Below are 25,188 nucleotides of genomic sequence, written 5' to 3' on the forward strand. Positions count from 1 at the left end.
TTAATGCCTCCTCATAATCAGTATGATTTACTTTGCGATCTTGGTTAGGCCGAGTATCTCCGGCGTGTTGCGATGAATAATGTCCTCGATGATCTGTTCAGGAATATGCGGCATTTTAGTGCCTTCAACCAAGTGGTTAATATTCCGAAACAGGTCTATCGTTTGCTGGGTTGTGAAGAAAGGATAGTCGGAGCCGAATAAAATCTTGTGCGTGACCCCATACTCCATCGCAGAAACAAGTGCGTTATAAAATTGCCACGGTCGTGAACCTAGTGCCGATAAATCCATATACATATTGACGTTTTTACGAACGACGGCAATGCACTCATCCACCCAAGGGTGTCCCATGTGAGCAATGATCATTTTTAGGTTAGGAAAAGCACGGGAGATCGGGTCTAATGAGGCCGGCCTTGAGGCGTCGAGATACCCTTCGGGTACGAAGGACGTTCCTTGGTGCCACAAAATCGGCAATCCCAATTCGTCGGCTTTGGCATATAGATCAAAATGGCTCCGATCATCCGGGTAAAAATTTTGATAAATCGGTCCGAGCTTAAGTCCGCAAAGCCCATATTCCTTAATGGCTTCTTCTAGCAAACGAGCCGCATTAGGCCTGTTTGGATCGATGCTTGCAAAACCGTACAAGCGTCCAGGATGTTTGGCTACATACTCAGCTACAACATAGTTAGGTACATGAATGCCCGTCGCAGGAGCATCGAAAGCAAGAACAATGGCCCCATCAAAATTACGTATGTTTTCTTCATGCTGCTGAGGAGTGGCGATGATGTCCATATCTTCGCCCCAACTGCGCTTGACGGCCGCTAGGAAGGGCCCTTCGGTTTGTCCTGGAAGAAACAAATGGGTATGGCAATCGAATATCATAATTCTGTCCCGCCTTTCATTTATTTGCCGCCGAGATATCCCATCGCACGTGAAATTTGCCCGGCCGTTTCTTTTACTAAATTCCCAATTGTCAAAAACTTGATAGCCGGCAAATCTTTAACTAACGAGGTAATGCTGATGGATGCGATGATTTCCCCGCTGGAGTTTCGGATTGGAGCACCTATACAGCGGATGCCTTCCTCAAACTCCTGATCTTCAATAACGAAACCATGTTCACGAACGAAAAGCACATCGCCTCTTATTTTTTCGAGCATACGATCGATTTGCTGCGTAGAAAGAGTGGCATCTTGATTCAAAATATGAACAATTTCTTCCTCTGTCATGTCAGCGGCAATCGCCTTTCCAACACTCGACTGGAACAATGGTTGGGCTTGACCGATTGTCGTGGCGAAACGAACAAATCCTTTGCCCTCCACTTTATCTGCATAAACGGGTTTGTTCTCTACTGGCACTGCCAAATGAGCCGTAAATGGCGTTTCTTGAACTAAACTTTCCAAAAATGGACGAGCAATTCTTACTAAGTCCATCGCTTTAAAATAACTGATGCCCCAACGCAAAACACCGTGTCCGAGCCTGTATTTCCCATCCGGCGTTTTCTGGATAAGGTCGTTTTGTTCAAGTGTATTCATGATGACAAATGTCGTCGATTTCGGAAGCTTTAGTTGACTATGCAAATCGCTCGCTGAAAGCTCAGCCTCTGAGAGTGCATTCAGAATTAGAATGGTTTTCTCAATCGCTGGAACCGAATACTCTTTCGTTCCTTGGGCCATCATGTTTCCTCCATTAATTTAATCCAATATATTGAACATCGTCTATAAACAATATAGGGTTTCTGAGCCCTATTAGCAACTACTTTTTCATGAAAAATATGTCTTTAAATCATCTATAAATCACTCAAAAAAGCTGAATAGCAGTAATTATATAAAACAAAAAAAGAGCTTCGTGCTATTATTGATTCATGAGGTGAATACAATATGATGAATTTAGTTCAATATTTTGAACTTCGTTTGAAGAAATCGAGCGCGAAGCTGAATATCTCTCCCAGTCTTTTTACCGAAACAGGAAGAAGACCGTTCTCAACCCGGCAAATCTTGCCTTAGAGAGAACGATCTGTTTCACTACTTCTTTCGAAAGTTGTTTAAAGTTTGTTGGCTTCTTCCACACGAGACTCCTTACGAGTCTGCAGCGGAGGGTGTGACTCATCGTCGCCCATTAATTCCTTCGTTCCTTTTTTAAACTCCTTCAAGGTCTTGCCAAACGCACGACCTAATTCAGGCAGCTTGCTGGGGCCGAACAATACAAGTGCAGTTATAATTATTAACATAATTGTCGAAGCACTAAAATGCGGCACATCACTCACCCCTTTGGTTAAAAGCACCTAATCTTACAAGGAACTAACGGTTAAGCGCTCTTCGATATGTGAACACAGGACCTCTTCGGTTTCCAGGCCCGCCCAATACATCTTTAATTCCTGGTTTATTTCAGATAGTTCTCGCGCGCTAATTGCTAAGTCCGTGAAATATCGAAAGCCGGGAATCGTTTCGCGGAATAGCGAAAATCTAGAAGGAAGATAGCGTTTTTCTTCCCCTACCCACTCTGCAGCCGATTTTCTGGCTGGAAGACTGTACGTGTTCTGCCGAACGAAAAGTTGGACTTTGTAACTCGTCAAAAATTCAACCAACTTGACAGCAGCGTCCTTGACGTGCGACTGACGGTTAACAGCAAATCCCGTATTAAGGAGCATCGTCATCGGCGTGCCAAAATGCGGCACGGGCGCGACGTCAAAGGACAACCGCTCGCCAAGCAAATAATTTAAATAAAAGTAGCTGGTCATGATCATCGACGCTTTGCCTTTGGCCAGAAGCAGCTCCGATTCGCCAGTCGTAATCCCTTCCGATAAAGATGGAATACTATGCTTCATCTCCCCGCAGTAGCGAAGCGCATCCATCATTTGCGTACCGGCAAGCTTAAGCCGACCGTCTTCATGCCGCTCGAACTTCCCACCTGTTTGCAGGAGCAGAAGAGGCCAACGGTTCGATGAATACAAATCGCAGTGAAAGCCCAGCCGTTCATTCGGAATGGCAAGCCGTGACGAATATTCAATCAAATCCTTCCACTGCCAACTGCTATCTGGCTCGGGCAAATTAGCTGCTTGAAAGTGCTCCCGGTTATAACAGAGAATGAGCGGGGAAAAAATAAACGGCTGCACGAGCTGGCGGCCATCCACCTTAAATGCATCTGACAAGAACGAATATATCTCCGAATTGCGTTCCAGAGGCTCCAGCAATCCTTCATCTCCGTTTTCCACACATTCCTGAAAATTCTTAAAGTTCATCATGACCACATCGAGAATGCCGCTGGACAAGTAATCGCCAATATGATCGTATTTGTCGCTCGATGTAGGCACGGCTTGTACCCGAATATGCGGGTTTTCCTTTTGAAATAAGGACAGCAGCCTATGAATATCCGCCTCTCCTGTGACAGAGCTATGGAAGCCTAATTTTACAGTGACAAAAGCACCGTCAGGAGGACCGACAACCTTTGTGCCGACGCGCGGTATTTTCTCGATCAGACCCTCTGCGACAAGTACTTCGAGCCCTTTTCGCACAGATTGGTTGCTCAAGTTGAATTGCGCAGCGAATGTTTTCTCGGAAGGCAAATATTCACCAACCGACCGCTTTCCTGTCAAAATGTCTTCCCGCAGCGAGTTGACGAGTTCACTCAACCGCTCGCGGGACGATTTGCGAGTTGTCCGTTCTTCCATCTATAGACCTCTTTTCCATCCGATACACTGTCAGGAACAGGAATAAATGGACGCATCCTGTATCCGCATTGCTATTTCTCATTATAGCAATGTTCCACTATTGCATGTCAATGTACTCAGGATACACGACATAGCGATGTCGATACGTCGTGTACCCCGTAAAAAATCAAGAAATTGAAAAATTGCTTGTACTATGTTTTACCATTTCATTTTCTGCGGGCAGCGCTGCCCGATTGACTCCCTCTTCTAAACAATACGTCATGAAGAAGTATGTGCCGCTTCCGAATGCACCATCCGCCACTTCATATTTACCACCCACAAAATGGGAGCCGATCGCTTTCAATTTGTTCATTCCGCCTTGAATGTGGAAATGTCCCATGTTCGCGTCTGCAGCGATACTCTTGTAGTTCCCGAAATTCCATGTCATGACATTAGACGGATCAACGCTCTTCAAGAATGCCTTCTCCCCATTCATTCCGCTAAATACGGCGCCGCCGTCGATCGTGATCCACTGGTCAGGCTTATTCTTCGCATTATTGACGTCGCCAACCTTGTCCCAAGCGCCAGTGAATAAGAAGCAGCAGTCCACTAGTCCGCCGCCCTGCATGATAATTTCACGGGTGCCGACCTTAACCGTGCCCCCTACCTGAGGCAAACCCTTAAACCACGTATTGATAAGAGTCAGCTTATTGATGCTTCCGAGGGTGACGTCCTCAACGTTGTAAAACTCGCTGTTAAGGATCGTCAACTCCCCATTACTCGGCGTATAGCCGACCTGCGTCGTCCCCGAGCGGATCGGACGGGCGATTTCATATCCTTTTAACATGCCGAAGGAACAACTATCAATGATGTTTTTCCTTTTAGCGCGGGACGAGCCCTTCGATATCGTTACCATCTCTTGTGCTGTGCAGCCCCTCATTTGCAGGCCATCCATATTGACCCAGAACGAGCCGGAGTTCGCCATTTTCACACCGGGTTTCGTGTACGTCACGACGGCATGGCAATCTTCAAGCGTCAAGTCGGTCAACCGCTTGTGCGCGACGATCCGCGATGCAATATGCTTCTTGACCGTCACCCGCTTGGCGCTGTCACCCCAGGTCGTGCCGCTGTTCGCAAACGATAGCAGACCGGAGTTGCCGATGTACGTTAGATCATGCTCGAATTGGCCGTGCGTGACGAACGGGCCGTACTCATCGCCATCACCATGGCAGTTCTCGACCATGCAGTAGGCCGCGCAAGTAAAGTCATTCAAATGACGAGCGTTGCTCGTGTTGCAATCTCTAACATGTCCGTACAGCACGTTGATCTGCTGCGTCAAATAGCCAGTGCCGCCCCAATCACGTTCTTCCGGGTTCATCAATTGACAGCGTTCCGTCACGTAATGGGTGTTGTATCTGCGCATGACGACAGGCCAGAACACTTTGGTCGCTTTGATGCCCGATGCGTCGCATTCGACCGCGAATTCATACGCGACAGGGTTAGATCCGATTTGGTCCCAAGTTGGGAACGGTCTGAGGCTGGTGCCGTTAGGCGGCACCGGTATCCCGATAAAACTCATGTTCCGCACATGGCAGCGGAAGGCCGGGCTGATCTTTTTATAGGTAATCAGACGTCCTTTGTTAAGCTGCCAGCCAAGCTTATAATTCAAGCGGACGTGGGTGGCATCAAGAATCTCCGTCACTTTGATCAGGTAATCGAGCTCGCGCTGCGCCCCTCCGCTTGGATTGTTCTTAATCTGCGCATGCCACCAGCTGTCAACTTCGAAGATCGACGAATCGGCAACCTCAAAAATATCCGAATATTCAATTAAATCTTCGCTCAGCGTAACAGTTTGTGTCACACCGGTTGCAACCCCTTGGAAAAACAGGACGGCGCCGAACGGATTGTCGAGCGTGTTCAGCTCGATTCCCACGGTCGTTACTGTATGGCCGTGGAAATCAACCTCGATGTCGCTGCGATGGTACACATGGCGCTTCACGAAGTTCAGATCCGAGTGCGCTTCAACGCGGTGGACCGAAGGATCATTGATCAGTGCATCTAACGCGTCATCTGCATTCTTGCTCCCGTCGAAGATACCGAACCAACGGAAATCCCCCACGCCATTATGTACGACTTCAAAGCAACCTTCTCCTTTAGGAGGCTTTTGCCCCTTATTATCGTCATTTTGCTCGCGCCCCTTGCCGCCTTTAATTGGCCTGTGCACCGTGCCGCCGTTATCAACTTTGGTACTGCCCGCCACATACCGAACCAGCTTGCCGCCTCCATCGCCGTTATTGTTGTAGCCGCCTACGAACACATACAAGCCGTCTGTTAACTGGCCGGAAGGAAGGGACTTTAGTTCCTCCACGTTGTTGACCCGCAGCACTTGATTATCACCGTTGCTGTTCGATTGCGCGTTCTCAGCCGAGGCGAACCGGGAACTAAGGCGCTGCCAGCCAGCATAGCGCCGCCGAGCCCTAACGTTACCAACACTTTTCGTCTACTGATGGATTCGTTAGCCATACCGTTCGTCAGATTCTCCTCGTTGCTTACGTTTGTCGTCGCATTCGATTTTTCCTTTTTGTCATTTAGGAAGAACATCGTTCAACAGCTCCTTTTCGTAAGGGGGTTAGGTAAGCCCAGTACTTATTTGCTATTTGCGAAGCTCTGGCGGCAGCAGGAAGTCGAAATCGCATCCCTCGTCCGCTTGAAGAACACGCTCTAAGAACAGAAGTCCATACCCGCGATCGTACGCAGGGGCAGGGGCCTGCCACTCCGCTTTACGTTCGCGGAGCGTCTCTTCGTCTACGTGTAGTACCAGCTTGCGCAAGTCGATATCGAGCTCGATATCATCGCCGTTTCGCACGAGCCCAAGCGGTCCGCCGATGGCCGCTTCCGGAGCAACGTGTACAATCAAAGTGCCGTACGAAGTGCCGCTGATGCGGGCATCAGAAATCCGCACCATATCGCGTATGCCCCGCTTCAGCAGCTTTTGCGGAATCGGGATTTGCCCGATTTCCGGCATGGCCGGGGCGCCTTTCGGCCCGGCATTTTTCAGCACGAGCACGCTGTTCTCATCGACGTCCAAGTTCGGATCGTCAATTCGTGCGTTCAAATCGGCCGGCGATTCGAAGACGACGGCTCGGCCACGGTGCTTTTTGAGATGCGGCGAAACCGCTGTTTGCTTGATCAGCGCGCCGTTAGGGGCGAGGTTTCCGCGCAGCACCGCGATGCCGCCTTGCGGAGCAATCGGCTGCTCCAGCGGATAAATCAGCTCTCGGCCTCCGACCAGCACACCTCGCAAGTTTTCAGTAACACTTTGGCCGGTAACTGTCAAACAATCACCGTTCAGCAGCGGCTCAATCTCCTTCATGAGCGACGGTACTCCACCCGCTTCGAAAAACTCTTCCATCTGGTATTTCCCAGACGGACGGACGTTGAGAATAAATGGCGTCGTTGCGCTGATTTCGTCGAACCGTTCAAGCGGCAATCTGTAGCCGAGCCGTCCAGCGATGGCTACCAAATGGATGATCGCGTTGGTCGAGCCTGCGCACGCCATCGTAACACGAATCGCGTTGTCCAGTGATTCCGGCGTAATGATGTCACGTGGCCGGATATTGCGACGGACGAGTTCAACGATCTGCTTGCCTGTCAGCTCCGACATATGGCGGCGTCTGGAATCTGGCGCAGGAATCGCCGCACAGCCCGGAAGCGCCATACCAAGTGCTTCGGCGATAGCCGCCATGGTGCTGGCCGTGCCCATTACCATGCAGTGCCCGTCACTGCGGCAAATCGCATTTTCGGCAACGGTGAGCTGCTCATCGGAGATGTTGCCCGCTTTATGCTCAAGCGTGAACTGGTAACAATCTGTGCAGGCGCCAAGCGTCTGCCCGTTTAATTTGCCATTCAGCATCGGCCCGCCTGTAAGCACAATCGCAGGTATGTTGGCGCTGACAGCAGCCATCAGCTGCGCCGGCACCGTCTTGTCACAACCGCCGATCAGCACAACACCATCGATCTGATGGGCTTTTATCATTTCTTCCGTATCCATCGCCATCAGATTGCGCAGCAGCATCGTGGTCGGCTTCACATAAGGCTCGCCGATTGAAATGGTCGGGAACTCCATCGGCAAACCGCCTGCTTGCCAAACACCCCGTTTGACGTAATCGGTCAGCTCCCGGAAGTGGGAATGGCATTTGTTCAGCTCGCTGAACGTGTTGCATATGCCAATGACGGGCTTTTTCAAATCATCGTCCGTGTAACCCATCGATTTCGTGAACGAACGGTGGATAAAACCCCAAAGTCCTGTATCGTTAAAATATTTCTCGCTGCGAAGTTTGTCCTCTTCCGCCATGTTCGCAAGTCCTCCTTGAACGTTTTCTTGGGTGTGTCTTACAAATCATGTTTACAAATCGCACGCATTGGCGAGATGGCCGCCATCTACGACAATCGTCGTGCCCGTCATATAGGACGCTTCGTCGGATGCCAGAAACAGAAAAGCGTTTGCCACTTCCTCTATGGTTCCTAACCGACGCATCGGCGTACGCTCGGTCAGCACAAGCGCACCTTCTGATTTCTCCTTCAGCTCGCGGTCGAGCGGAGTGTCGATGAAGCCGGGCGCAACCGCATTGACGCGAATGCCATTTCCGGCCAGATCAACGGCCATCGACTGCGTAAGCAGGACAACGCCGCCTTTGGATGCGTTGTAATGAGCTAATACAGCACTTCCGGCCAGACCATTCTTCGAGGCCATATTGACGATCGAACCCTGAACCCTACTTGCGATCATCTGCTTGGCCACCCATTGACTCAATTGGAACGTTGCATTCAAGTTGATATTAATCACCTGCTGCCAACGCGATAACGGAATGTCAACAAATGGCTCTCGAGTGGCGATGCCGGCGTTGTTCACCAGAATGTCGATACCGCCCCAGCAGCCCCATGCCGTTTGTGCAGCCTTATCCACCTGCTCCGGGACACTCAAGTCACAGACGACGGTTGCGACCTGAGCCGTTTGCCCCCGTTCCAGCGCATGTCTCCGGATCGTGTCTGCGGATACTTCGAGCTGATCCGCCCGGTAGTCAAGCAGTACGACACTCGCCCCTTCCTGCACGAATTTATCGGCAATGCCGTGACCAATACCTCTGGCACTCCCCGTTATCAGTGCACGTTTTCCTTGCAAGCGCATGTTGAAAGCCTCCCTTTACTTGACAGTGAGGAAACATCTAAACATTCAGACTGGCGAACATGCGAAACAATCGCCAGCCAGTCTGTCTGTCTGTCTGATTTGAATAATCCGAGCAATGATTGCGTATTAGTTTTCCGATTTAAACTTAATCGTCTTACCTTTCGCCGTAGAAGTAAGCTCGGCATAGTTGTCAAAAATCGCTTTGCCGCCGAATTTCGTCATAACCTCTTGACGGTATTGCGGCCAAGCGGAAGCGTCCTTATCTTTATACAAAATTTGAACGTGCAGCTCGTTCATACGTTTGCGCATTGCGCCAATATCCATGCCTTCCTTGACGGTAAGTGCGGTGCCAACGGACGGAAGAATTTTGTACGAGTTGATTTTTTCTACGATTTTCTTATCCCGCTCCGTAATTTTCGGATCGATGACATTAAGCCCGAACACTTCCGGTTTACGTGGTGTAAACCAGCCGTATATTTCAAGAAAGTTGTTATTGTCAACAATATCTTTCTTATAAGCCTCTTGATTAACTTCGATATTTTTGCCGCTGCGTTTGTAATGAACGCCTTCTTTACCGTATCGTGTCAGCAAAAAGCCTTCTTCGCCAGCGAACCAGTCGAGAATTTCGATCGAACGCTGCACTTTCGCATCGGACGACTTAGAGCTGATTAGGAACGGATTGTTCGGAATCGTTTCTACCCATGTACCGGTCTTCTCCCACGGATGGAACGGCTCCCAGTCTGCCGTCGTTTGCCCCGCCGCCTTCGATTTCATTTGTAGACCAGCCGGGTTGTTGTCGAATGCAAGGTCTCTGCCTTGACCGATCACAATACCCGCTTTGCCTTGTGCTGCTTTATCAAAGTGTTGGCCGTACTTGTTCAGGAACCAGTCCGGATCGACCACTTTCAGATCCAGTAGACTCTTGATATCGGTAAGCACTTTTTGCATGCGGATGTCGGTACGGACGTCGATGAACTGATCGCCTTCTACGTACGTGTCACCAACCAAGCCGTTATTTAGGAATTCCGGGAAGTCCATCGAAACGCTTGCGCCTCCGCCTGCCGCTGTGAAGCCGTATGTGTCGTTCTTGCCATTGCCGTCCGGATCGTTGAACGTGAAGGCTTTCATGACGCCAACAAGCTCATCGTAGTTAGTTGGCATTTTCAAATTAAGCTTGTCCAGCCAGTCTTTCCGAATATAGAACGTTCGGTAGTAGCTCGTTTCGTACGGAACGGGTGCACGCTTGAACGCGCCCTGTACCTGATACGATTTCAAATTAGCTTCGGTCACCCAGTTTTTGAAGTAGTTCGGCATTTTCGCCGGTGTGATAATCCCGGTCAAGTCGCGTGCAACACCGTCCCTGATATAGTTGTTAGAAGGTATGCCTTCTGCATAAAAAACATCTGGAATGTCGCCGGATGCGATCATTGTATTCAACTTGTTGGTGTAGTCTTGACCAAGCGGCATGTAAGTCATTTTCAGAGAGACATTGAACTTCTCTTCGATCGCCGTCTTCACAAAATCTTTATCGGCCGAAGGAAGCTGGGAACTAGCATCCGCGATGACCATCCATTTCAAATCCAGCTTTTCCTTCTTGGCTTCTGTGCCGGCCGCCGTTTTCGAGGTGCTCGCTGGGGACGGAGATGCCCCTTCTTTCGCATTGGAACATGCAGCAAGCACGAGCGAAGACGCCAACAATACGGTAGTTACTTTTGAGAACGTTTTCAATTAAAAGACCTCCCTATTCGTTTTCGAAGAATGAGAATGAAAATGAAACCACCATCGCGTACATTTGCTTATGTCAGTAAATTGAATTGAATCGTTTAATCGCATACCGCCGCAGATCCTTCTCCCAGATGTCACCTCCCCATTCAAAATAAGCGATCCATATGACCTTGCGGCAAGCCGCTGCCAGACTACCCTTTGACAGCGCCTAGCAGCATGCCCTTGACGAAATATTTTTGCAGAAACGGATACACGATAAGAACAGGTACGATCGCCACCACGACAGTCGCCATCTTGATGGTTTCCGGCGGCATCGTATTCAGTGTAGATTGCGAAACCGCGAACTCCTGGCTGATGGCCGGCGAAACAATCATGTTGCGCAGCACCACCTGCAGCGGATACAGACTGCGATCATTCAAATACATGACCCCACCGAAGTACGCATTCCAGTGATTAACGCCGTAAAATAGTCCAAGCGTCGCCATAATCGGCAGCGAGAGCGGGAGCACGATCCGGAGTAATGTACCGATGTCACTGCAGCCGTCCACCTTCGCCGCCTCCTCGATTTCATACGGAAGGCCTTCAAAGAAAGTTTTCATGATCAAAATATTAAACGACGATACGAGACCCGGAATGATAAGCGCCCAGAGCGTATCCATCAAGCCGGTCGCTTTGACAGTCAAGTAGATAGGGATGATGCCGCCCGAAAACAGCATGGTGAATACGATGCCCATCAGGACGATGTTGCGCCCAGGCAAAAATTTCTTCGATAACGGATAAGCCAGCATCGTCGTAATCGCAAGGTTGCACGCCGTGCCGACGACCGTGATGAATATCGTCACTTGAAGCGCTTTGGGAACCGTATTGCTGGAAAATATGGTTTTGAATGCATCGAACGTGACCGCATGCGGTAGAATAACAAACCCGCCGTTCTTGAGCACTTCCGTATAAGGCGTGATCGACATGACGAAAACAAAGTAGATCGGAAACAGCGTTGCCAAACAGAAAAGTGCGAGCACTGTGTAAAGAACGGCATCTACGATGCGGTCTGAATTGGTTTTCTTAAGTATGAATGGCATAACGATGCCTCCTTTACCAGATGCCGGACCCGCCGACTTTTTTGGCCAATTTGTTCGCCCCAATAACGAGTACCAGACCGATCACTGATTTGAACACGCCCATGGCTGCTGGAACACTGAATTCCATTTGTTCGATACCCCGACGGAAAATCCAGGTGTCTAAAATATCACCAACATCGTAAACACGAGCGTTCAGGAAAATGTATACCTGCTCGAAGCCAGCATCCATAATGTGCCCGATCCGCAGGATCAGCAGCAAAATGAACACTTCGCGAATACCCGGCAATGTAATATGCCACAGCTGCCGCCAACGACCAGCGCCATCAACAACGGCTGCTTCATATAATTCGTGGTTAATGGAAGCCAGTGCCGCCAAATAGATGATTGCGCCGAAGCCCGTACTTTTCCAAATATCCGACGTAACTAGCAGCGAACGAAAATATTCCGAGTTGGTAAGCACATCAAGCTCACCCCAACCCATATCGCGAAAAAACGTCGTGACAAGCCCCGCACCGGGCGCGAAGAAAGAAAATACAAGACCATAAACAATGATCCACGACAAGAAGTGAGGCCCGTAGGTGATCGTTTGCACGACCCTTTTAAACCAAGGAACCCGAATCTCATTAAGAATAAGTGCCAGCATAACGTCTGGAAGCATGTTGAACAAAATGCGGTACACACTGATCAGAATCGTATTGCGCATCAGGGACGGAAATTCCGGCGACGAGAAAATCATCCGAAAGTTGTCGAATCCAACCCACTCACTACCCCATAACCCCTTCATCAGGTTGTACTTCTTAAACGCGATTACAAGTCCAAACATAGGCACATAGTGATAAATGATGTAATAAACGATTCCTGGGACCATAAGTAAATACAGCCATTTGTAGCGGAGAAACGTTTTCCAAACTTGAGTGGTCATCCGCTTTTTTACAGGTTGGTCACCGGAAATCATATTAACGTTTGTTCGCATACCCCATCCCCCCTTCATAATTTGTCAAAGGCAACTTGAACGGGATCGAGTTTGGCGTATCGGACGACAATGCCCATTGAATTCTGCGGCTTTTCTAAGCAGCTTTGATACATGGAGGGCAAATCGTCGAGTGCACATTCATGGGTGATGAGCGATTGCATGTCAATTCGCTTCTCCGCCATTAATCGCAGGAACTCCCCCATATTTCTACCCTCCGTCCAACGAACGTAGCCTATCGGGTAGTCGACCCCTCGCTGCTCATAAGTATCTTCATAGCGTCCAGGGCCGCCTGCACGTGAGATATGTACGCTCGCCTCTTTCATAAAAAGCAGATCCCGATCGAATTCCGTCCCTGTGTCTCCGACAATGACTACGCGACCACGGTCGCGAAGCCAACCAATCGCATCATCCATCATACTGTACTTCCGGTTGCTCGCACAGAGCATGACGGCATCCGCTCCTATAATCGAAGGATCAGATTCAACAACCCTCTGAAGCTCCTCTTGTGAACGGCAGGCTATCGCTCCGATTGCTTCGAGTGTTCGGCAGCGCTCCTCCATCAATTCTAAACCAATCACCCTGTAGGATGCAGCATGTGCAATACGAGCGATCACCTGCCCTAGTATGCCAAGCCCCGCTATGATAATCGTTTCCCCGAAGCTCAGACCAGCTTGACGCAGGGCATGAATGGCAATCGCGCCAATACCGACAAATGCGGCCTCTTGCAATGTAACGCTTTCAGGTATCGGCGCTACCAAATACTTCGGCACGAGCAGAAACTCTCGGTGGGCAGGCACTCCATAACACGCGACTCGTTGCCCAGGAACGACGTGAGTCACACCTTCCCCAACCTCTATAACAATGCCACTAGCACTGTAGCCCAAATTTGCATCCTCATTATTTTGTATCATCATCAGCTCGGTACCTACGCTCACGACGGAATAATCCGTTTTCACTTTGACAAATTGAGGTATCATTTCCGGGTTCGGAAGTTCCAATAATTGCGCTGACCCGTTTATCCCCTTCACTGCTCTCATAACTCCAACCTCTTTCTGGTTTACATCTGATTTAATATGTGCACTAGTTTTGATCAAGTAATGCTTTGTGATTTGTTTCTGATTTAATTTTATTATAAGTAACCGCAATGTTTATTGTCAATCACTTTTTTTGGCTGAAATCGCTTTCAATGTTAGGTTATATAACGCGAAAAATAACTTCAAATAAATATGTTACGTAAATTGACACGCTATTCACAAAGCGAAAAAGCCTGTCTATTGAAAGACAGACTTCAAGCATTGTTATAACGGCTATTTGGAAATAATCATGTTTCCTGCCACGTGTTTCAATACATCACTTTCCTCTGGGAGCGAGGATCGGTCAACACCTTCTTCGACGCAAGCCATCATCAGCAAATAGGAATCGCTGCCAAACGATCCATCCGCAACTTCATACTTGCCGCCCGAGAAGCGCGAGCCCACCGCTCGCAATTTATTGCTGCCACCTTGGATGCTAAAATGTGCCATGTCTTCATCTGATGCCGAACTCTTGCAATCGCCGAAGATCCACGTCACGGTTCCACTCGTATTGTCGCTCTTTAAAAATGCCTTCTCCGCATTCGTTCCGCTGAACAACACTCCGCCATCTACCGTAATAGACTGGTCGTTCGTTCCCGTCACATCCGGATCAAAGACGCCCACCAGTTTGATGCCGCAATTGTCGAAACCGCCGCCTTGAATGATGACCTCGGCACACCCGACTTGAATCGCACCTGCTTCTGGAGTAGCTCCTTTAAACCAGGTGTTAATCAGCACCAGACGTTTAATACTGCCGATCGTATTATGATCTACGTTGTGAAAATGGCAATTTTGCATGACGAAATCCGCTATGACTGGGCGAAAGCCTGCATGGGCGGTCCCGGGAAGCCGAGCGATTTCAACATCCTTTGTCATTCCAAAAGAGCAACCGTCAGCAAGATTGCCTCGCTTCGAGCGGAACGAACTCTGCGAGAGAGTAAGCATGGTATCAGCCGTGCATCCTCTCATTTGCAGGCCATCCACGTTGGCCCAAATCGTGCCGGAATCGACCAGCCCTTCTTTCCAGACTGCATGAACATCCTCCAGCGTCAAATCGGTAATTCGCTTATGCGCAACCACTCGCGAAGCGACGTGCTTTTTGACCGTGATCCGTTTAGCGCTATCTCCCCACGTTGTGCCGCTGTTGGCAAACGATAGCAAACCCGAATTGCCGATATACGTGAGATCATGCTCGTATTGGCCGTGTGTAACGAACGAACCGTGTTCGTCGCCATCACCGTGGCAGTTCTCAACCATGCAGTAAGCGGCACATGTGAAATCGTTCAAATGACGCGCGTTACTTGTATGGCAATCGCGGACATGTCCGTACAGCACGTTCAGCTGCTGGGTCAAGTAGCCGGTGCCGCCCCAAATCACTTCCTCGGGGTTGGTTAGCCTACAGCGGTCCGTGACATAATGCGTGCAGTATCGCCGCTCGATGACAGGCCAGAATACTTTCGTCGCATTGACTTCGACGACATTGCACGCTACAGCGAATTCGTAGGCGATGGGATGTGACCCTATTTGGTCCCAGGTATCAAATGGTTTTTCGCTTGTAGATCCATTATTCGGCACCGAGACGCCGATAAAATTCATGTTCCGTACATGGCTACGGAAGACAGGATTCATCTTCTTGAAAGTGATCTCCCGACCCGCAGCAAGCGTCCAGCCGAGCTTGTAATTAACCCGGACATGGCTATAGTCCATTATTTCAGTGATCTGCAGCATATAATCCAGCTCGCGCTGGGCATTGCCTTCCGGGTTATTCTTAACCCTGACTAGCCACCAGTCGTCCACCTCAAAAAATGCCGAATCGAACACTTCCAGCACATCCGTTTGCTCCGGAAGCGCTGCAGAAAGCGTAAGAGTCTGCACTTCGCCGGACGCCTTCCCTTGGAAGAAAATAACAGCTCCGAATGGATTGCTTTTCGTATTTAACTCGATGCCCTCCGTGGTGACGGTATGTCCGAAGAAGTTGATCTCGATGTCGCTGCGGTCATAAGTATGCCGTCTTGCAAAGTTAAGGTCCGTATGCGCCTCGATCAGGTGAATCGAAGAATCGTTCACCATCGCATCCATCGCGTCGTCCGCATTCTTCGTCGCATCCTGAATACCGAACCATCGGAAATCACCTACCCCGTTATGAACAGTTTCCCATCGACCGCTGCTTCCGATAAGAGGATCATGAATCGTCCCGCCGTTGTCAGCTTTGGTGCTGCAAGCCATCCAGCGAACAAGCTTGCCGCCGCCGTCACCCTTTTGATAATAACCATCTATATACACAAGCTGACCATCTTCAATAGGATTCGGTGTATACTCCAGCAGCTCTTCCAGGTTGGATAGTTGGATCATATCATGGCCTCCGTTAAACAAAATTCAACCCTCCCGCATGTGGAAACGGAACGGGAAACAGCTTGACTAACAGGTCTTGCAGCGGCTCGGGAACATTAATCTCAGCTTCCGGATCGAATAATAAAGCAACGAGCTCCTCCCCGTTCAAGATAGCCGCTTCCTCACCGTCCATTAAGAGAGTGGCCCTGCCATCCGACGATCGGCGAAGGCTTAATCTGTAAGCGGCCGCTGAAGATTTCTCTTTCAAATACGGAAATAGTTCACTATATAACCGCTCCGGATTAACGATATGAACAGTTCCATGGTTCCTCATCTTCTTGTTCGGGAACTCCGCTAGTACACGCAATAGCTCAGTTTCGTACCACACAACCGGAACTTCGAGGAAGTCCAGCTTCTGTTCACGTAAAACATGATGGAAAACAGCAGCCAATGCTTCTGCGCCGCCGCCCCATTCTACAACAAAGGAGGCTTCTTCTTTCCCATCTCCTCCCTGCATAGGTACGGCAATGACGGCATAGGCAGCGATACTATCCGATTCGAATGCTGCAAACACAGCATGCTGCAAATGACAACAGCTTGCGATGGCTTCACTATCGATCAAGACTGGAAGTTCTGTCACCCCTTGCTCATATCTGACTGTACGTTTGGAAGCAGCATCATGAAGTCGGAACCAATCCTCAGAACGAATACGTCGAATAGCGAAGTCGGGATTGGCAGTAGCAGTGAACGACCGAAGTTTCTCCTGATTAGCGGATAAAACGAAGCGTGTAACTCTGCCAAAATGATGGCAGCCACTGCGCATATAAAGCGGGCCGTCCCCCGAAACCAGCAGCACACTTGATCCGATACGGTCGGCGTGCACTAACACCTCTTGCAGCATAGTAGAAGCGATTTTCATTCCCCGATAGTCAGGGTGCGTACATACGGAACCAAGTGATAGCACGCTCAGCTTAGCGGCTGCGATACGGATGACGGAGGGAACTAATCCCATGAAAGCGACAAGCTTCTCCCCTTCAAATGCGCCGAATGACTGATTGAGGCGTGCGTCGAACACAGTTGGAAACGCTGTCAACATGGAAACCTGCTTGGAATCGCGAAATGTTTCATCGGAGAGAAGAACAGCCTGCTCCATTTCGTTTTTACTCATTGTACGAATCTCGATCATGGGATGTCCTCCTTGCGATCTCATAGCACTCTTTCACTCTGGTTATATTCTGATTCATTTTCTTATTAATACACCCAAAAACTCATACTTTCTAGTTTGTTTCAGGTTTGTTTTATATAAATATTCAAACAATTCCTAGTCGTTGTCAACCTTTTTTTGTATCGATGGACTTACTTGATTTGGCTGTCCGCACTCATTTTGCGAAGATATTGTTTAGGTGTACACCCTTTGAATCGTTTGAACAACTCGTAAAAATGGGCCATATTCTCGATCCCAACAGATTCGGCTATTTCACCCACACTTCGGGTTTCGGTAACGAGCATCCGCTCCGCTTTGGAAATACGTTTTTGATTGACGTAATCCGTAAACGAGGATCCCATCTTTTTTTTGAAATATTTCGAGAAGTAGGAGTAACTCATGCCGGCAATATGGCTTGCCGCTCCCATGTCTATTTTCTCAGTCAAATGTTCGTCCACAAAAGCTACTAGCGATCGAATAATATCAGCATCCGCGTCAACATTGACATGCGTCATTAATAATTCCCGGTTGTCATGGCGAAGCAACAGCAAGAGCAGATGTTTGATATGCATGCTGACTGCGATTTCATAGCCTTTATTTTTCCCCATAACCTCATTATGTGTATCTGTGATGATCATGCCAATTTCCTTCTTCACCTTTTCATTTTCCCGGAAAATGTAATTTAGCTCTTCTAAAGGATGAAATATTTCCAAAAAATGCCGGTAATACATCATCATAGCCGGATCAAAATAAGGCTGCAGGTCGATGTGCAGCACGATATAGACGAGATCCTTATCGCCGATCTTTCGTCCTCTATGCAATTGGGAAGAACCGATAACCATCACATCCCCGGCATTAAGCGAGTAGACGTGATTAGGCGTCTGAATTTCGTGCGTCCCTTCTTCAACCAAAATGAACTCAACCTCTTTATGATAATGCCAGGGATTCACGTCTTTCTGTTCTTTACCTGACTGCGTAAATCGCCACACCTTCATACATAACGATGGATTCTGGTAGGGAATCGGCTCTTTAAAAATTTCCATAGATTTCAATCACCGCACTTTCAATCAGCACTAATATGGATATAAAAAGAATAAATGTCCGCATATACGGTATCCAGCAATACGTATATCATATAACTTAGTTAAACATATTTATACAATAAAGTAAGGAGTGAATTTTGCATGAAAGTAGCCATACTCGGTTGCGGGGGAATGGGAAATGTACATGCCTACTGTTACGCGAACATGCCGGATGTGAAGCTGGTTGGCGTCTGCGATACGGATTTTGAGCTAGCGCAAGAGCTATCCCAGAAAACGGGGGCACCCGCTTTTACTTCCTTTGAAGCCATGCTGAGCGAGACAGATTTCGAGGTCGTCAGTGTGACATTGCCAAGCTTCTTACATAAAGAATATACGTTGAAAGCGGCAGAAGCCGGAAAACATGTCATTTGTGAAAAACCGCTCGCGCTGAATTTAGAGGATGCAGAAGCGATGATCCGCAGCTGCGAACAAAATGGCGTTCGTCTTTTTGTCGGACACGTTGTTCGTTTTTTCCCTGAATATGCGCAAATGAAGCAAGCCATCGATGAAGGGAAGTTAGGGCGAGTCGGCGTAGCTCATGCCAAACGGATAGGGTCACATCCCGGGAATCTCAGACCTTGGTTCTACGATGCGGATAAAAGCGGCGGCGTCATTGCCGATCTCATGATACACGATATCGACTTTTTTCGCTCAGCCATCGGTGAAGTGAAGTCGGTATATGGCTTGAATCAACGCGTAAATGATATCGACTACGCTCTGGTTACTCTTCTTTTTGAAAACGGGGCAGTGGCCAATCTGGAAGCATTTTGGGGATATCATGGACCTTTCCAAACCGCTGCGGAAATTGCGGGCAGCAAAGGCATCATACGCAGCGACAGCCAAAAAAGCAGTTCTCTGCAAATCTGCAAGGCCCCTTCCGATTCAGAAGACAGACGGTTCGCCGAAGTTCCGCAAAGTCCGGGATTTAACAGCCCATATGAATTGGAATTATCTCATTTCATTCAATGCATTCGAGAAGGAAGCGAACCCATTGTAACGGCTAACGATGCTTATAAAGCGTTAGAAATTACCATGGCTGCGCTGGAATCGGTTCGGACAGGAAAGTCTGTTCAGCTGCAGACGAGCTCAAAACTCGGGGAGGAGACAGCATGAAGAATTTAAAAGTAGGTATGATCAGTTTTGCACACGGCCATGCATACTCTTATTTGAATTCACTCAGGGCCATGTCGAATGTTGAAATCGTTGGGATCGCAGACGAAATCAAAGGCCGAGTTGAGGAAGTAACAACCAATTATGGCTTGCCATATTATGAAAATTATCAGGATTTGCTCGCTAGAGATTTTGACGCAGTCGTCATTTGCTCGGAAAATGCCCGTCATGCAGAGATCACGATAGCTGCAGCGAAATCCGGCAAGCACGTGCTGTGCGAAAAGCCGCTTGGCATTTCCGTCTCCGAGATGGAAGCTATGATTTCCGCCTGTAAAGAAAACGGCGTTCAGCTTATGACTGCTTTTCCGTGCCGGTATTTGGCTTCGGTTATTAAAGCGAAGGAAGCGGTCGAGCATGGCGAGATCGGTGATATCATAGCCATTAAGGGAACCAATCGCGGCTCGCTTCCTTCTGGTTGGTTCCTCCAATCGGAGCTGTCCGGCGGCGGAGCTTTGTTGGATCATACCGTTCATGTCATGGACTTGATGAATTGGATTACCCAATCCGAGGTGAAAGAAGTTTACGCATATTCAGCTACTTTATTTAACGAAAACCTAGATATCGATGATACAGGTATGATCCATGTCAAGTTCGAGAGTGGTGTGTTTGGCGTCTTAGACACAAGCTGGTCGCGGAACTCGGCATTCCCTACCTGGGGAGATGTGACGATGACGATCATCGGTACGAAAGGCACCCTTTCGCTGGATGGTTTTGCTCAAAAAAATGAGCTATATAGTTTGGAAAATGGGAAGGGCGTATGGAATTTCTGGGGAGACTCCATGGACGATTACTTAGTGAAGGACTTTGTTCATGCCTTGCTCAATGGCGAACAGGTACCGATCACTGGAGAAGATGGATTACGTTCAACTGTTGTCGCCTTAGCGGGTTACAAATCCGTGGAACTTGGGCAGCCCGTTTTGTTATAAGGCTTTCCCTTACTCTCGACTTGACTGGGAACGTTGATGCTCTATTTTGCTCAAAAGTGGCAATAAACAAGCGTTGCGGAACGTCGATCCGCTATATTCCCCTTAAGAGCCGAATTTCAGCCTGAAACGGATAAATAACGCACCCACGTTCCCTTAACGCTCAAAAAGGCAGTTATTTTGGCGAACAGCGCATCGTCGTTCCCTTTGCATTTACAAACAAAGGCCTTTCTTGATGACTTCGCCAATCAGGAAAGGCAAAAAACACCGTTCCCACATACGCAAGAATGCGTACATGAAAAGGTGTTTTCAATTACTCTGGCGATCATTTTTTCGTCTTTTTCGTTCTCTCATCCAAAGCATTCAATTGATCCACATGATAGTGCATATCCTGTAAAATTTCACTTACTTCACTATTTATCGTCGTTTCCACTTCACCAATTTTACTCAGATCAATTTGCGCTTGGTGCTGGCTATCCTTGATATGGTTCAGTTCGGCACCTAGCTGCAGCGTGTCATTGGCGATTACTTTCACGCCATCCGATATGGTAAGGATTTGAGCTGTGTTTACGGAAATTCGTTCTCTAACCGTATTCATCGTATCTTCAAACGTAGAGAAAGACGAGAAGCTTTCATTGATTTTCTCATCAATCGCTTGCAGTTGCGCTGTGATGTTGCCTGCCGACTCCTCCGTTCCATGAGCCAGTTTGCTCACTTCCTGGGCTACTACAGCGAAGCCTTTGCCATGCTCGCCAGCACGCGCAGCTTCAATGGATGCATTGAGCGCTAGGATTTTGGTTTGTCGGGAAATTTTGGAGATGACCTCACTCATCTCATTAACGACAAGAGTCATACTAATTAACTCATCCATCAAACCGCGTGTCGTTTGAATGTTATGACTTAGTTGTTGATTCAATTGCTGAATATCCGTGAATTCATCCGATGTTGTGTTCAACTGATGACTATATTGGTTTAATTCCTCAGACTTTTTCTCATATACGCTCACAAACTCCTCTAACTGCTCATAGTTGCCTAGAGAAGCTTTCTTAAGTCCCTCAATATTATGTAAATTGTTTTCTATACTCTTCGTCACATAGGCAGCAGAAGTATTCACGTGTTGAAGGGTGGATTTCATATTCGCTAAGAAAACCGGAAGCTCCTCTTGAATCGAGCTATCCTGATCAGAAACAATAGAAAGGGTATCTATCACTTCTAAAATCTCCTTCGCAGACGGTCTGTCCGCTTGGTTCTCACCAATATAGGAATAGCGAATCGTTTGATGTTCATCAATAATATACGTGCTTGGAATCGCAATTCGGAATGAGTCCCATTTTATTGGCGTGAAAACCTCATAAGACTTTATAATTTCTCTCGTTTCGTCCGAAAGAATGGGGAATTTGATGCCATTCGCATTTACATAATCTTTGATGTTGGCTAGCTTTTGTCCAGCGATAGCAATGAGATTTACGCCCTTTTCCAAAAATCGTTCATAATACTCATTTAACTCCGGCATCTGTTTCTGGCAATTGTGGCACCATGTTCCACGCAAGAAAATAATCACTAACGGCTTGCCCTTGAAATCTTCCAGTCCCTTAATGCCTTGTGTAGAATCTAGTCGAAATGGTGCTGCCTTTTTCCCAATAGATAACCCTTTTTTAGCCATGCTGCCACCCCAATTTAACATGATATTCGTAAATAGCTTCCTTCAGTCTAGCTGAAAACCAGCGGGAATGCTACCATATTTCGGATAAAAAAATGATATTTTCGACAAAAAATGACCCGCTAATAGGCCAACAGCCTCAGCAGGTCATTTCGTCGTTCTATCAGTAGAGCTCTATCTCGGCAAAAGCCATCCGATACCGATTCGCATCACTTGGATTAGGCCGCAGATTCGTGCCTTCCACTTTCACGTAGCGTGCGTTTACGGCTGGGAAACTGAAACTTTGTACGACATTGCCGGGCTGCGCATATCCCGTTCGTGTCACAACCGTCGTCGACCAATCTACATTGTCCAAAGAGGTCTTGATTGTGAAATCGATCGGGAAATTCTGGCCCACATTCCCTGAATCGTTGCGCGGGTAAAGGTCAATCTTGGAGAAAGTTTGGTTTGATCCCAAATCTAGCGTTACGGACTCCGTATGGTTGGCGGTCAGGCTGCTGTTGCTAGTCCATCCCATTGACCCGCTAACCGAGCTTCGCTGTCCGTCATTCAATTTGGTGTAAGACCAATCACTATTTTCCACCGAACTGGTCCCTGTTGCGGGGATACCATATGCGAAATTTACCGCATAAATCTCTACCTCAGCAAACGCCATGCGGTATCGATTCGCATCAGACGGATTAGGTCGCAAATTCGTGCCTTCGACTTTCACATAACGTGCGGATGCGGCTAGAAAGCTAAAATTCTGCACGGCATTGCCAGGCTGTGGATATCCCGTCAGGGTCGCAGCAGTCGTCCAATTTACGTTGTCCGTAGAGGTCTTGATTGTAAAATCAATGGGGAAGTTCTGTCCGACATTCCCTGAGTCATTGCGTGGGTAAAGGTCTACTCTATTCACCGTTTTGCTTGATCCCATATCCAGCGTAATCGACTCCGTATGGTTGACCGTCAAGCTGTTGTTGCTAGTCCAGCCAGATGAGCCCGTAACGGAGCTTCGCTGTCCGTCATTCGCTTTGGAAGTAGACCAGTTGCTATTCTCTAATGAACTGCTTCCTGTTACGACAGCCCCGGTCGCCAGGTTGTTCATGACTCCATACACTTCAAACTCCCAGAGAGAATACCCATAAATCGAACCTCTTTGCGTCCCATTCATCCTGACATATCTGGCATTTGTAGGAGTAAAGCTGATATCGTCTATTCCGCCATCACCTGTTGTGGTGGTATACACATTGCTCCAATTTGTCAAATCGTTGGATACCTGAATCTGATAACTTTTCCCGTAGGCCGTTTCCCAATTCAATCGGACTCCATTGATCGATATACTTGTACCCAGATCTACATAGATCCACTCCGAATCCGTATAATTTGAACCCCATCTTGTGCTAAGATTACCGTCGACTGCATAGCTTGAAGGGCCTGTTGCTGAAGAGGCGGTTGTCGCTTTATTCAGTGCCAGATTCGTCCGTTGAGCAGGCTCCGGAATTTGTGTGGGCAAGATGGTAACTCCACTGTAAAAGCTTGTATCGGTGAAATTCATTTGATACAGGTTTTGTGCTGGTGTACTGCTGCCAGGCATTATAATATTATCGAAAGTAATATTGCTAATCATTTTTGTACTGCTGTAGCCTTTAAGTCTACCCGGAGTCGTACCTTTGTCTCGCACATTAATGTTCTTTACATTTAAATTATCGATTGTACCGCCGCCAAAGCTGTCACCATTTCGAATCGCGAAGGAAGCCCATGTACGAATATGATTGGTATCGTACGTATAGCTCAATTTCTCGATATCAATATTATCGAAGGTTACATGGGTCAGAGCTCCTATGCCATATTTGTGGTCGACGCCGATTCCGATAGCCGCATCGTAGACCACACTGTTCTTGAAGGTGACTCCGTCTTGATTCTGTCTCATCCCCTGACCGATTTTATAACCGTAACAAACCGTCCAGGATATCAGATCATCAAACACTACGTTACTAACGGCTTCAGGGCTTCCCGGCCAATTAAGGCTAATATCAACAGTTTGGTCCCAAGTTTTCGTCGTGTAAGGATCATCTAAGCCGATTCCAATCCCATGCTGGACAAGGACATTTTGTGATTCATTGACATCGATCCCATCATTTTCGCCTATATTCAGACGGTTTAAGATCTTCAAATTCTTGAACGTTAGATCATTGGATCTAGCCGGTGTAACCGCCCATGACCCAGAATCTCTAATTAGAGGACCATCGAAGGTAAAGTTGGTAGCGGCCATTGGAACGATGATATTGCTAGCGAAATTGTTCGTCGTTGTTGCATACATCCCGTTTCCGTCGATGGTTCCTCGGCCATAAATTTTCACATTATCGGCGCCAGTCGGTGTGTACAACCACCAAGTGATGTCTCTATTTTGTGAGTCTTTATGCCAATTGACGGTATAATCACTGGGGACACCGGTAAAGAGGAGCACCGCGCCACCTTCCAGATAAAGCGCCACATCGCTTTTCAGCTGTAAATTACCCGCTTTATAAATCCCCGCAGGGATGAACACGATCCCCTGACCGCCGGCGTAGGCAACCGCATCATTAATGGCGTTCTGGATAGCCGTAGTTGCCATAGTAGTACCCGTGCTATCGGCGTTATAAGGAGCATTTTTGACATTATAGATGCCTGTGCCGAAGAAGCCGGCTTGTTCGTTTCAGCTGGGTCGGCTGCGATAACTAAAGCGCGTTGGTCATTGATTTTCACAATCAAATACTCATCGCCGCTTACCGTAAATGTCAGCTTGTTCCCGCTTGTAGTCCCCGTCAAATTCAGCTTCTTAGGACTGATCGAAAACGAGGAAATGCTGGTTTGACCCAGCGCCGTTACCTCAATTGTCGCTGCTCCCGACATGGAAAAGTGGGCGTAATCATAATCACCGTTGTACCCAACGACAGGTATCGTCGTGGCGTCTACCTTGAGCGAGTAGACCGTGGAAGCCGAGTAAATCGAAGGCAGGGCATACGACGAAATAGTCGCTGCGTGCACACTTACGGGTAGAACCGCCAAACTCGAAAAGATGAATACGAAAGAGAACATAGCGATGAACCAAATCTTCATTTTTTGCACATAAATTCCTCCTTAGGACTAGTATCTCATTCCTTTTTAATTAAGCG

Annotated in this window: 20 protein-coding genes; 2 read left to right on the plus strand and 18 right to left on the minus strand. The window is 48.0% G+C overall.

The window, feature by feature from the left end; genetic code table 11:
* Positions 1 to 27 precede the first annotated feature (27 nt).
* The 15 genes from ACBP55_RS31840 to ACBP55_RS31910 all read right to left on the minus strand — a co-directional run bounded on the left by ACBP55_RS31840 (position 28) and on the right by ACBP55_RS31910 (position 18,259).
* Entirely contained in the window at positions 28 to 879 is an 852-nt protein-coding gene (locus tag ACBP55_RS31840) for an amidohydrolase family protein (protein WP_464647413.1), read from the minus strand.
* 20 nt (positions 880 to 899) lie between these two features.
* Positions 900 to 1,673 carry an IclR family transcriptional regulator gene (locus tag ACBP55_RS31845; protein WP_464647415.1) on the minus strand — a complete coding sequence of 258 codons (774 nt, stop codon included), beginning with the start codon at positions 1,671 to 1,673 and terminating at the stop codon, positions 900 to 902.
* 365 nt (positions 1,674 to 2,038) lie between these two features.
* Complete coding sequence (locus ACBP55_RS31850) at positions 2,039 to 2,251, minus strand: twin-arginine translocase TatA/TatE family subunit (protein ID WP_268616902.1); 213 nt, start codon at positions 2,249 to 2,251, stop codon at positions 2,039 to 2,041.
* 33 nt (positions 2,252 to 2,284) lie between these two features.
* Positions 2,285 to 3,664 (minus strand): extracellular solute-binding protein, encoded by a 1,380-nt coding sequence (locus ACBP55_RS31855; protein WP_464647416.1) that lies wholly within the window; start codon positions 3,662 to 3,664, stop codon positions 2,285 to 2,287.
* Between the two features lie 166 nt (positions 3,665 to 3,830).
* Positions 3,831 to 6,011, minus strand: coding sequence for a hypothetical protein (locus ACBP55_RS31860; RefSeq protein WP_464647419.1), 2,181 nt, complete (start codon positions 6,009 to 6,011; stop codon positions 3,831 to 3,833).
* Positions 5,999 to 6,244 (minus strand): twin-arginine translocation signal domain-containing protein, encoded by a 246-nt coding sequence (locus ACBP55_RS31865; RefSeq protein ID WP_464647421.1) that lies wholly within the window; start codon positions 6,242 to 6,244, stop codon positions 5,999 to 6,001. The genes ACBP55_RS31860 and ACBP55_RS31865 overlap by 13 nt, the downstream gene beginning before the upstream one ends.
* Positions 6,245 to 6,296: 52 nt before the next feature.
* Positions 6,297 to 7,997 (minus strand): IlvD/Edd family dehydratase, encoded by a 1,701-nt coding sequence (locus ACBP55_RS31870; protein WP_464647423.1) that lies wholly within the window; start codon positions 7,995 to 7,997, stop codon positions 6,297 to 6,299.
* Between the two features lie 51 nt (positions 7,998 to 8,048).
* Positions 8,049 to 8,831 carry an SDR family NAD(P)-dependent oxidoreductase gene (locus ACBP55_RS31875; protein ID WP_464647425.1) on the minus strand — a complete coding sequence of 261 codons (783 nt, stop codon included), beginning with the start codon at positions 8,829 to 8,831 and terminating at the stop codon, positions 8,049 to 8,051.
* 126 nt (positions 8,832 to 8,957) lie between these two features.
* The gene (locus ACBP55_RS31880) at positions 8,958 to 10,559 is read right to left on the minus strand and encodes a type 2 periplasmic-binding domain-containing protein (RefSeq protein WP_464647427.1); all 1,602 of its coding nucleotides are present in this window, start codon (positions 10,557 to 10,559) and stop codon (positions 8,958 to 8,960) included.
* Between the two features lie 188 nt (positions 10,560 to 10,747).
* Positions 10,748 to 11,635 (minus strand): carbohydrate ABC transporter permease, encoded by an 888-nt coding sequence (locus tag ACBP55_RS31885; RefSeq protein WP_464647429.1) that lies wholly within the window; start codon positions 11,633 to 11,635, stop codon positions 10,748 to 10,750.
* A 13-nt stretch (positions 11,636 to 11,648) separates the two neighbouring features.
* Positions 11,649 to 12,608: an ABC transporter permease gene (locus ACBP55_RS31890; protein ID WP_464647431.1), complete on the minus strand. Its 960-nt coding sequence runs from the start codon at positions 12,606 to 12,608 to the stop codon at positions 11,649 to 11,651.
* 14 nt (positions 12,609 to 12,622) lie between these two features.
* A complete protein-coding gene (locus ACBP55_RS31895; protein ID WP_464647432.1) occupies positions 12,623 to 13,645 on the minus strand; it encodes a zinc-dependent alcohol dehydrogenase in 1,023 nt (340 codons plus the stop codon).
* 270 nt (positions 13,646 to 13,915) lie between these two features.
* On the minus strand, positions 13,916 to 16,033 hold the full coding sequence (locus ACBP55_RS31900) for a hypothetical protein (RefSeq protein WP_464647434.1): 2,118 nt from the start codon (positions 16,031 to 16,033) through the stop codon (positions 13,916 to 13,918).
* Positions 16,034 to 16,046: 13 nt separating this feature from the next.
* Positions 16,047 to 17,198, minus strand: a complete 1,152-nt coding sequence (locus tag ACBP55_RS31905) for a GNAT family N-acetyltransferase (RefSeq protein ID WP_464647436.1) — start codon at positions 17,196 to 17,198, stop codon at positions 16,047 to 16,049.
* Between the two features lie 170 nt (positions 17,199 to 17,368).
* Positions 17,369 to 18,259 (minus strand): helix-turn-helix domain-containing protein, encoded by an 891-nt coding sequence (locus ACBP55_RS31910; protein WP_464647438.1) that lies wholly within the window; start codon positions 18,257 to 18,259, stop codon positions 17,369 to 17,371.
* 141 nt (positions 18,260 to 18,400) lie between these two features.
* Between ACBP55_RS31910 and ACBP55_RS31915 the strand changes: the two genes are divergently transcribed.
* On the plus strand, positions 18,401 to 19,411 hold the full coding sequence (locus ACBP55_RS31915; RefSeq protein WP_464647440.1) for a Gfo/Idh/MocA family protein: 1,011 nt from the start codon (positions 18,401 to 18,403) through the stop codon (positions 19,409 to 19,411).
* Entirely contained in the window at positions 19,408 to 20,394 is a 987-nt protein-coding gene (locus tag ACBP55_RS31920) for a Gfo/Idh/MocA family protein (protein ID WP_464647442.1), read from the plus strand. Before ACBP55_RS31915 ends, ACBP55_RS31920 begins: the two co-directional genes overlap by 4 nt.
* A gap of 322 nt (positions 20,395 to 20,716) precedes the next feature.
* Here ACBP55_RS31920 and ACBP55_RS31925 read toward each other — a convergent pair whose 3' ends face one another.
* From ACBP55_RS31925 to ACBP55_RS31935, 3 genes are all read right to left on the minus strand, one after another.
* Entirely contained in the window at positions 20,717 to 22,054 is a 1,338-nt protein-coding gene (locus tag ACBP55_RS31925) for a redoxin domain-containing protein (RefSeq protein ID WP_464647444.1), read from the minus strand.
* A 160-nt stretch (positions 22,055 to 22,214) separates the two neighbouring features.
* Positions 22,215 to 24,647: a discoidin domain-containing protein gene (locus ACBP55_RS31930; protein WP_464647446.1), complete on the minus strand. Its 2,433-nt coding sequence runs from the start codon at positions 24,645 to 24,647 to the stop codon at positions 22,215 to 22,217.
* Entirely contained in the window at positions 24,536 to 25,141 is a 606-nt protein-coding gene (locus tag ACBP55_RS31935) for a hypothetical protein (protein WP_464647448.1), read from the minus strand. Before ACBP55_RS31935 ends, ACBP55_RS31930 begins: the two co-directional genes overlap by 112 nt.
* Between the last annotated feature and the right edge of the window lie 47 nt (positions 25,142 to 25,188).

This window comes from Paenibacillus sp. WG02 (genome assembly GCF_055396115.1).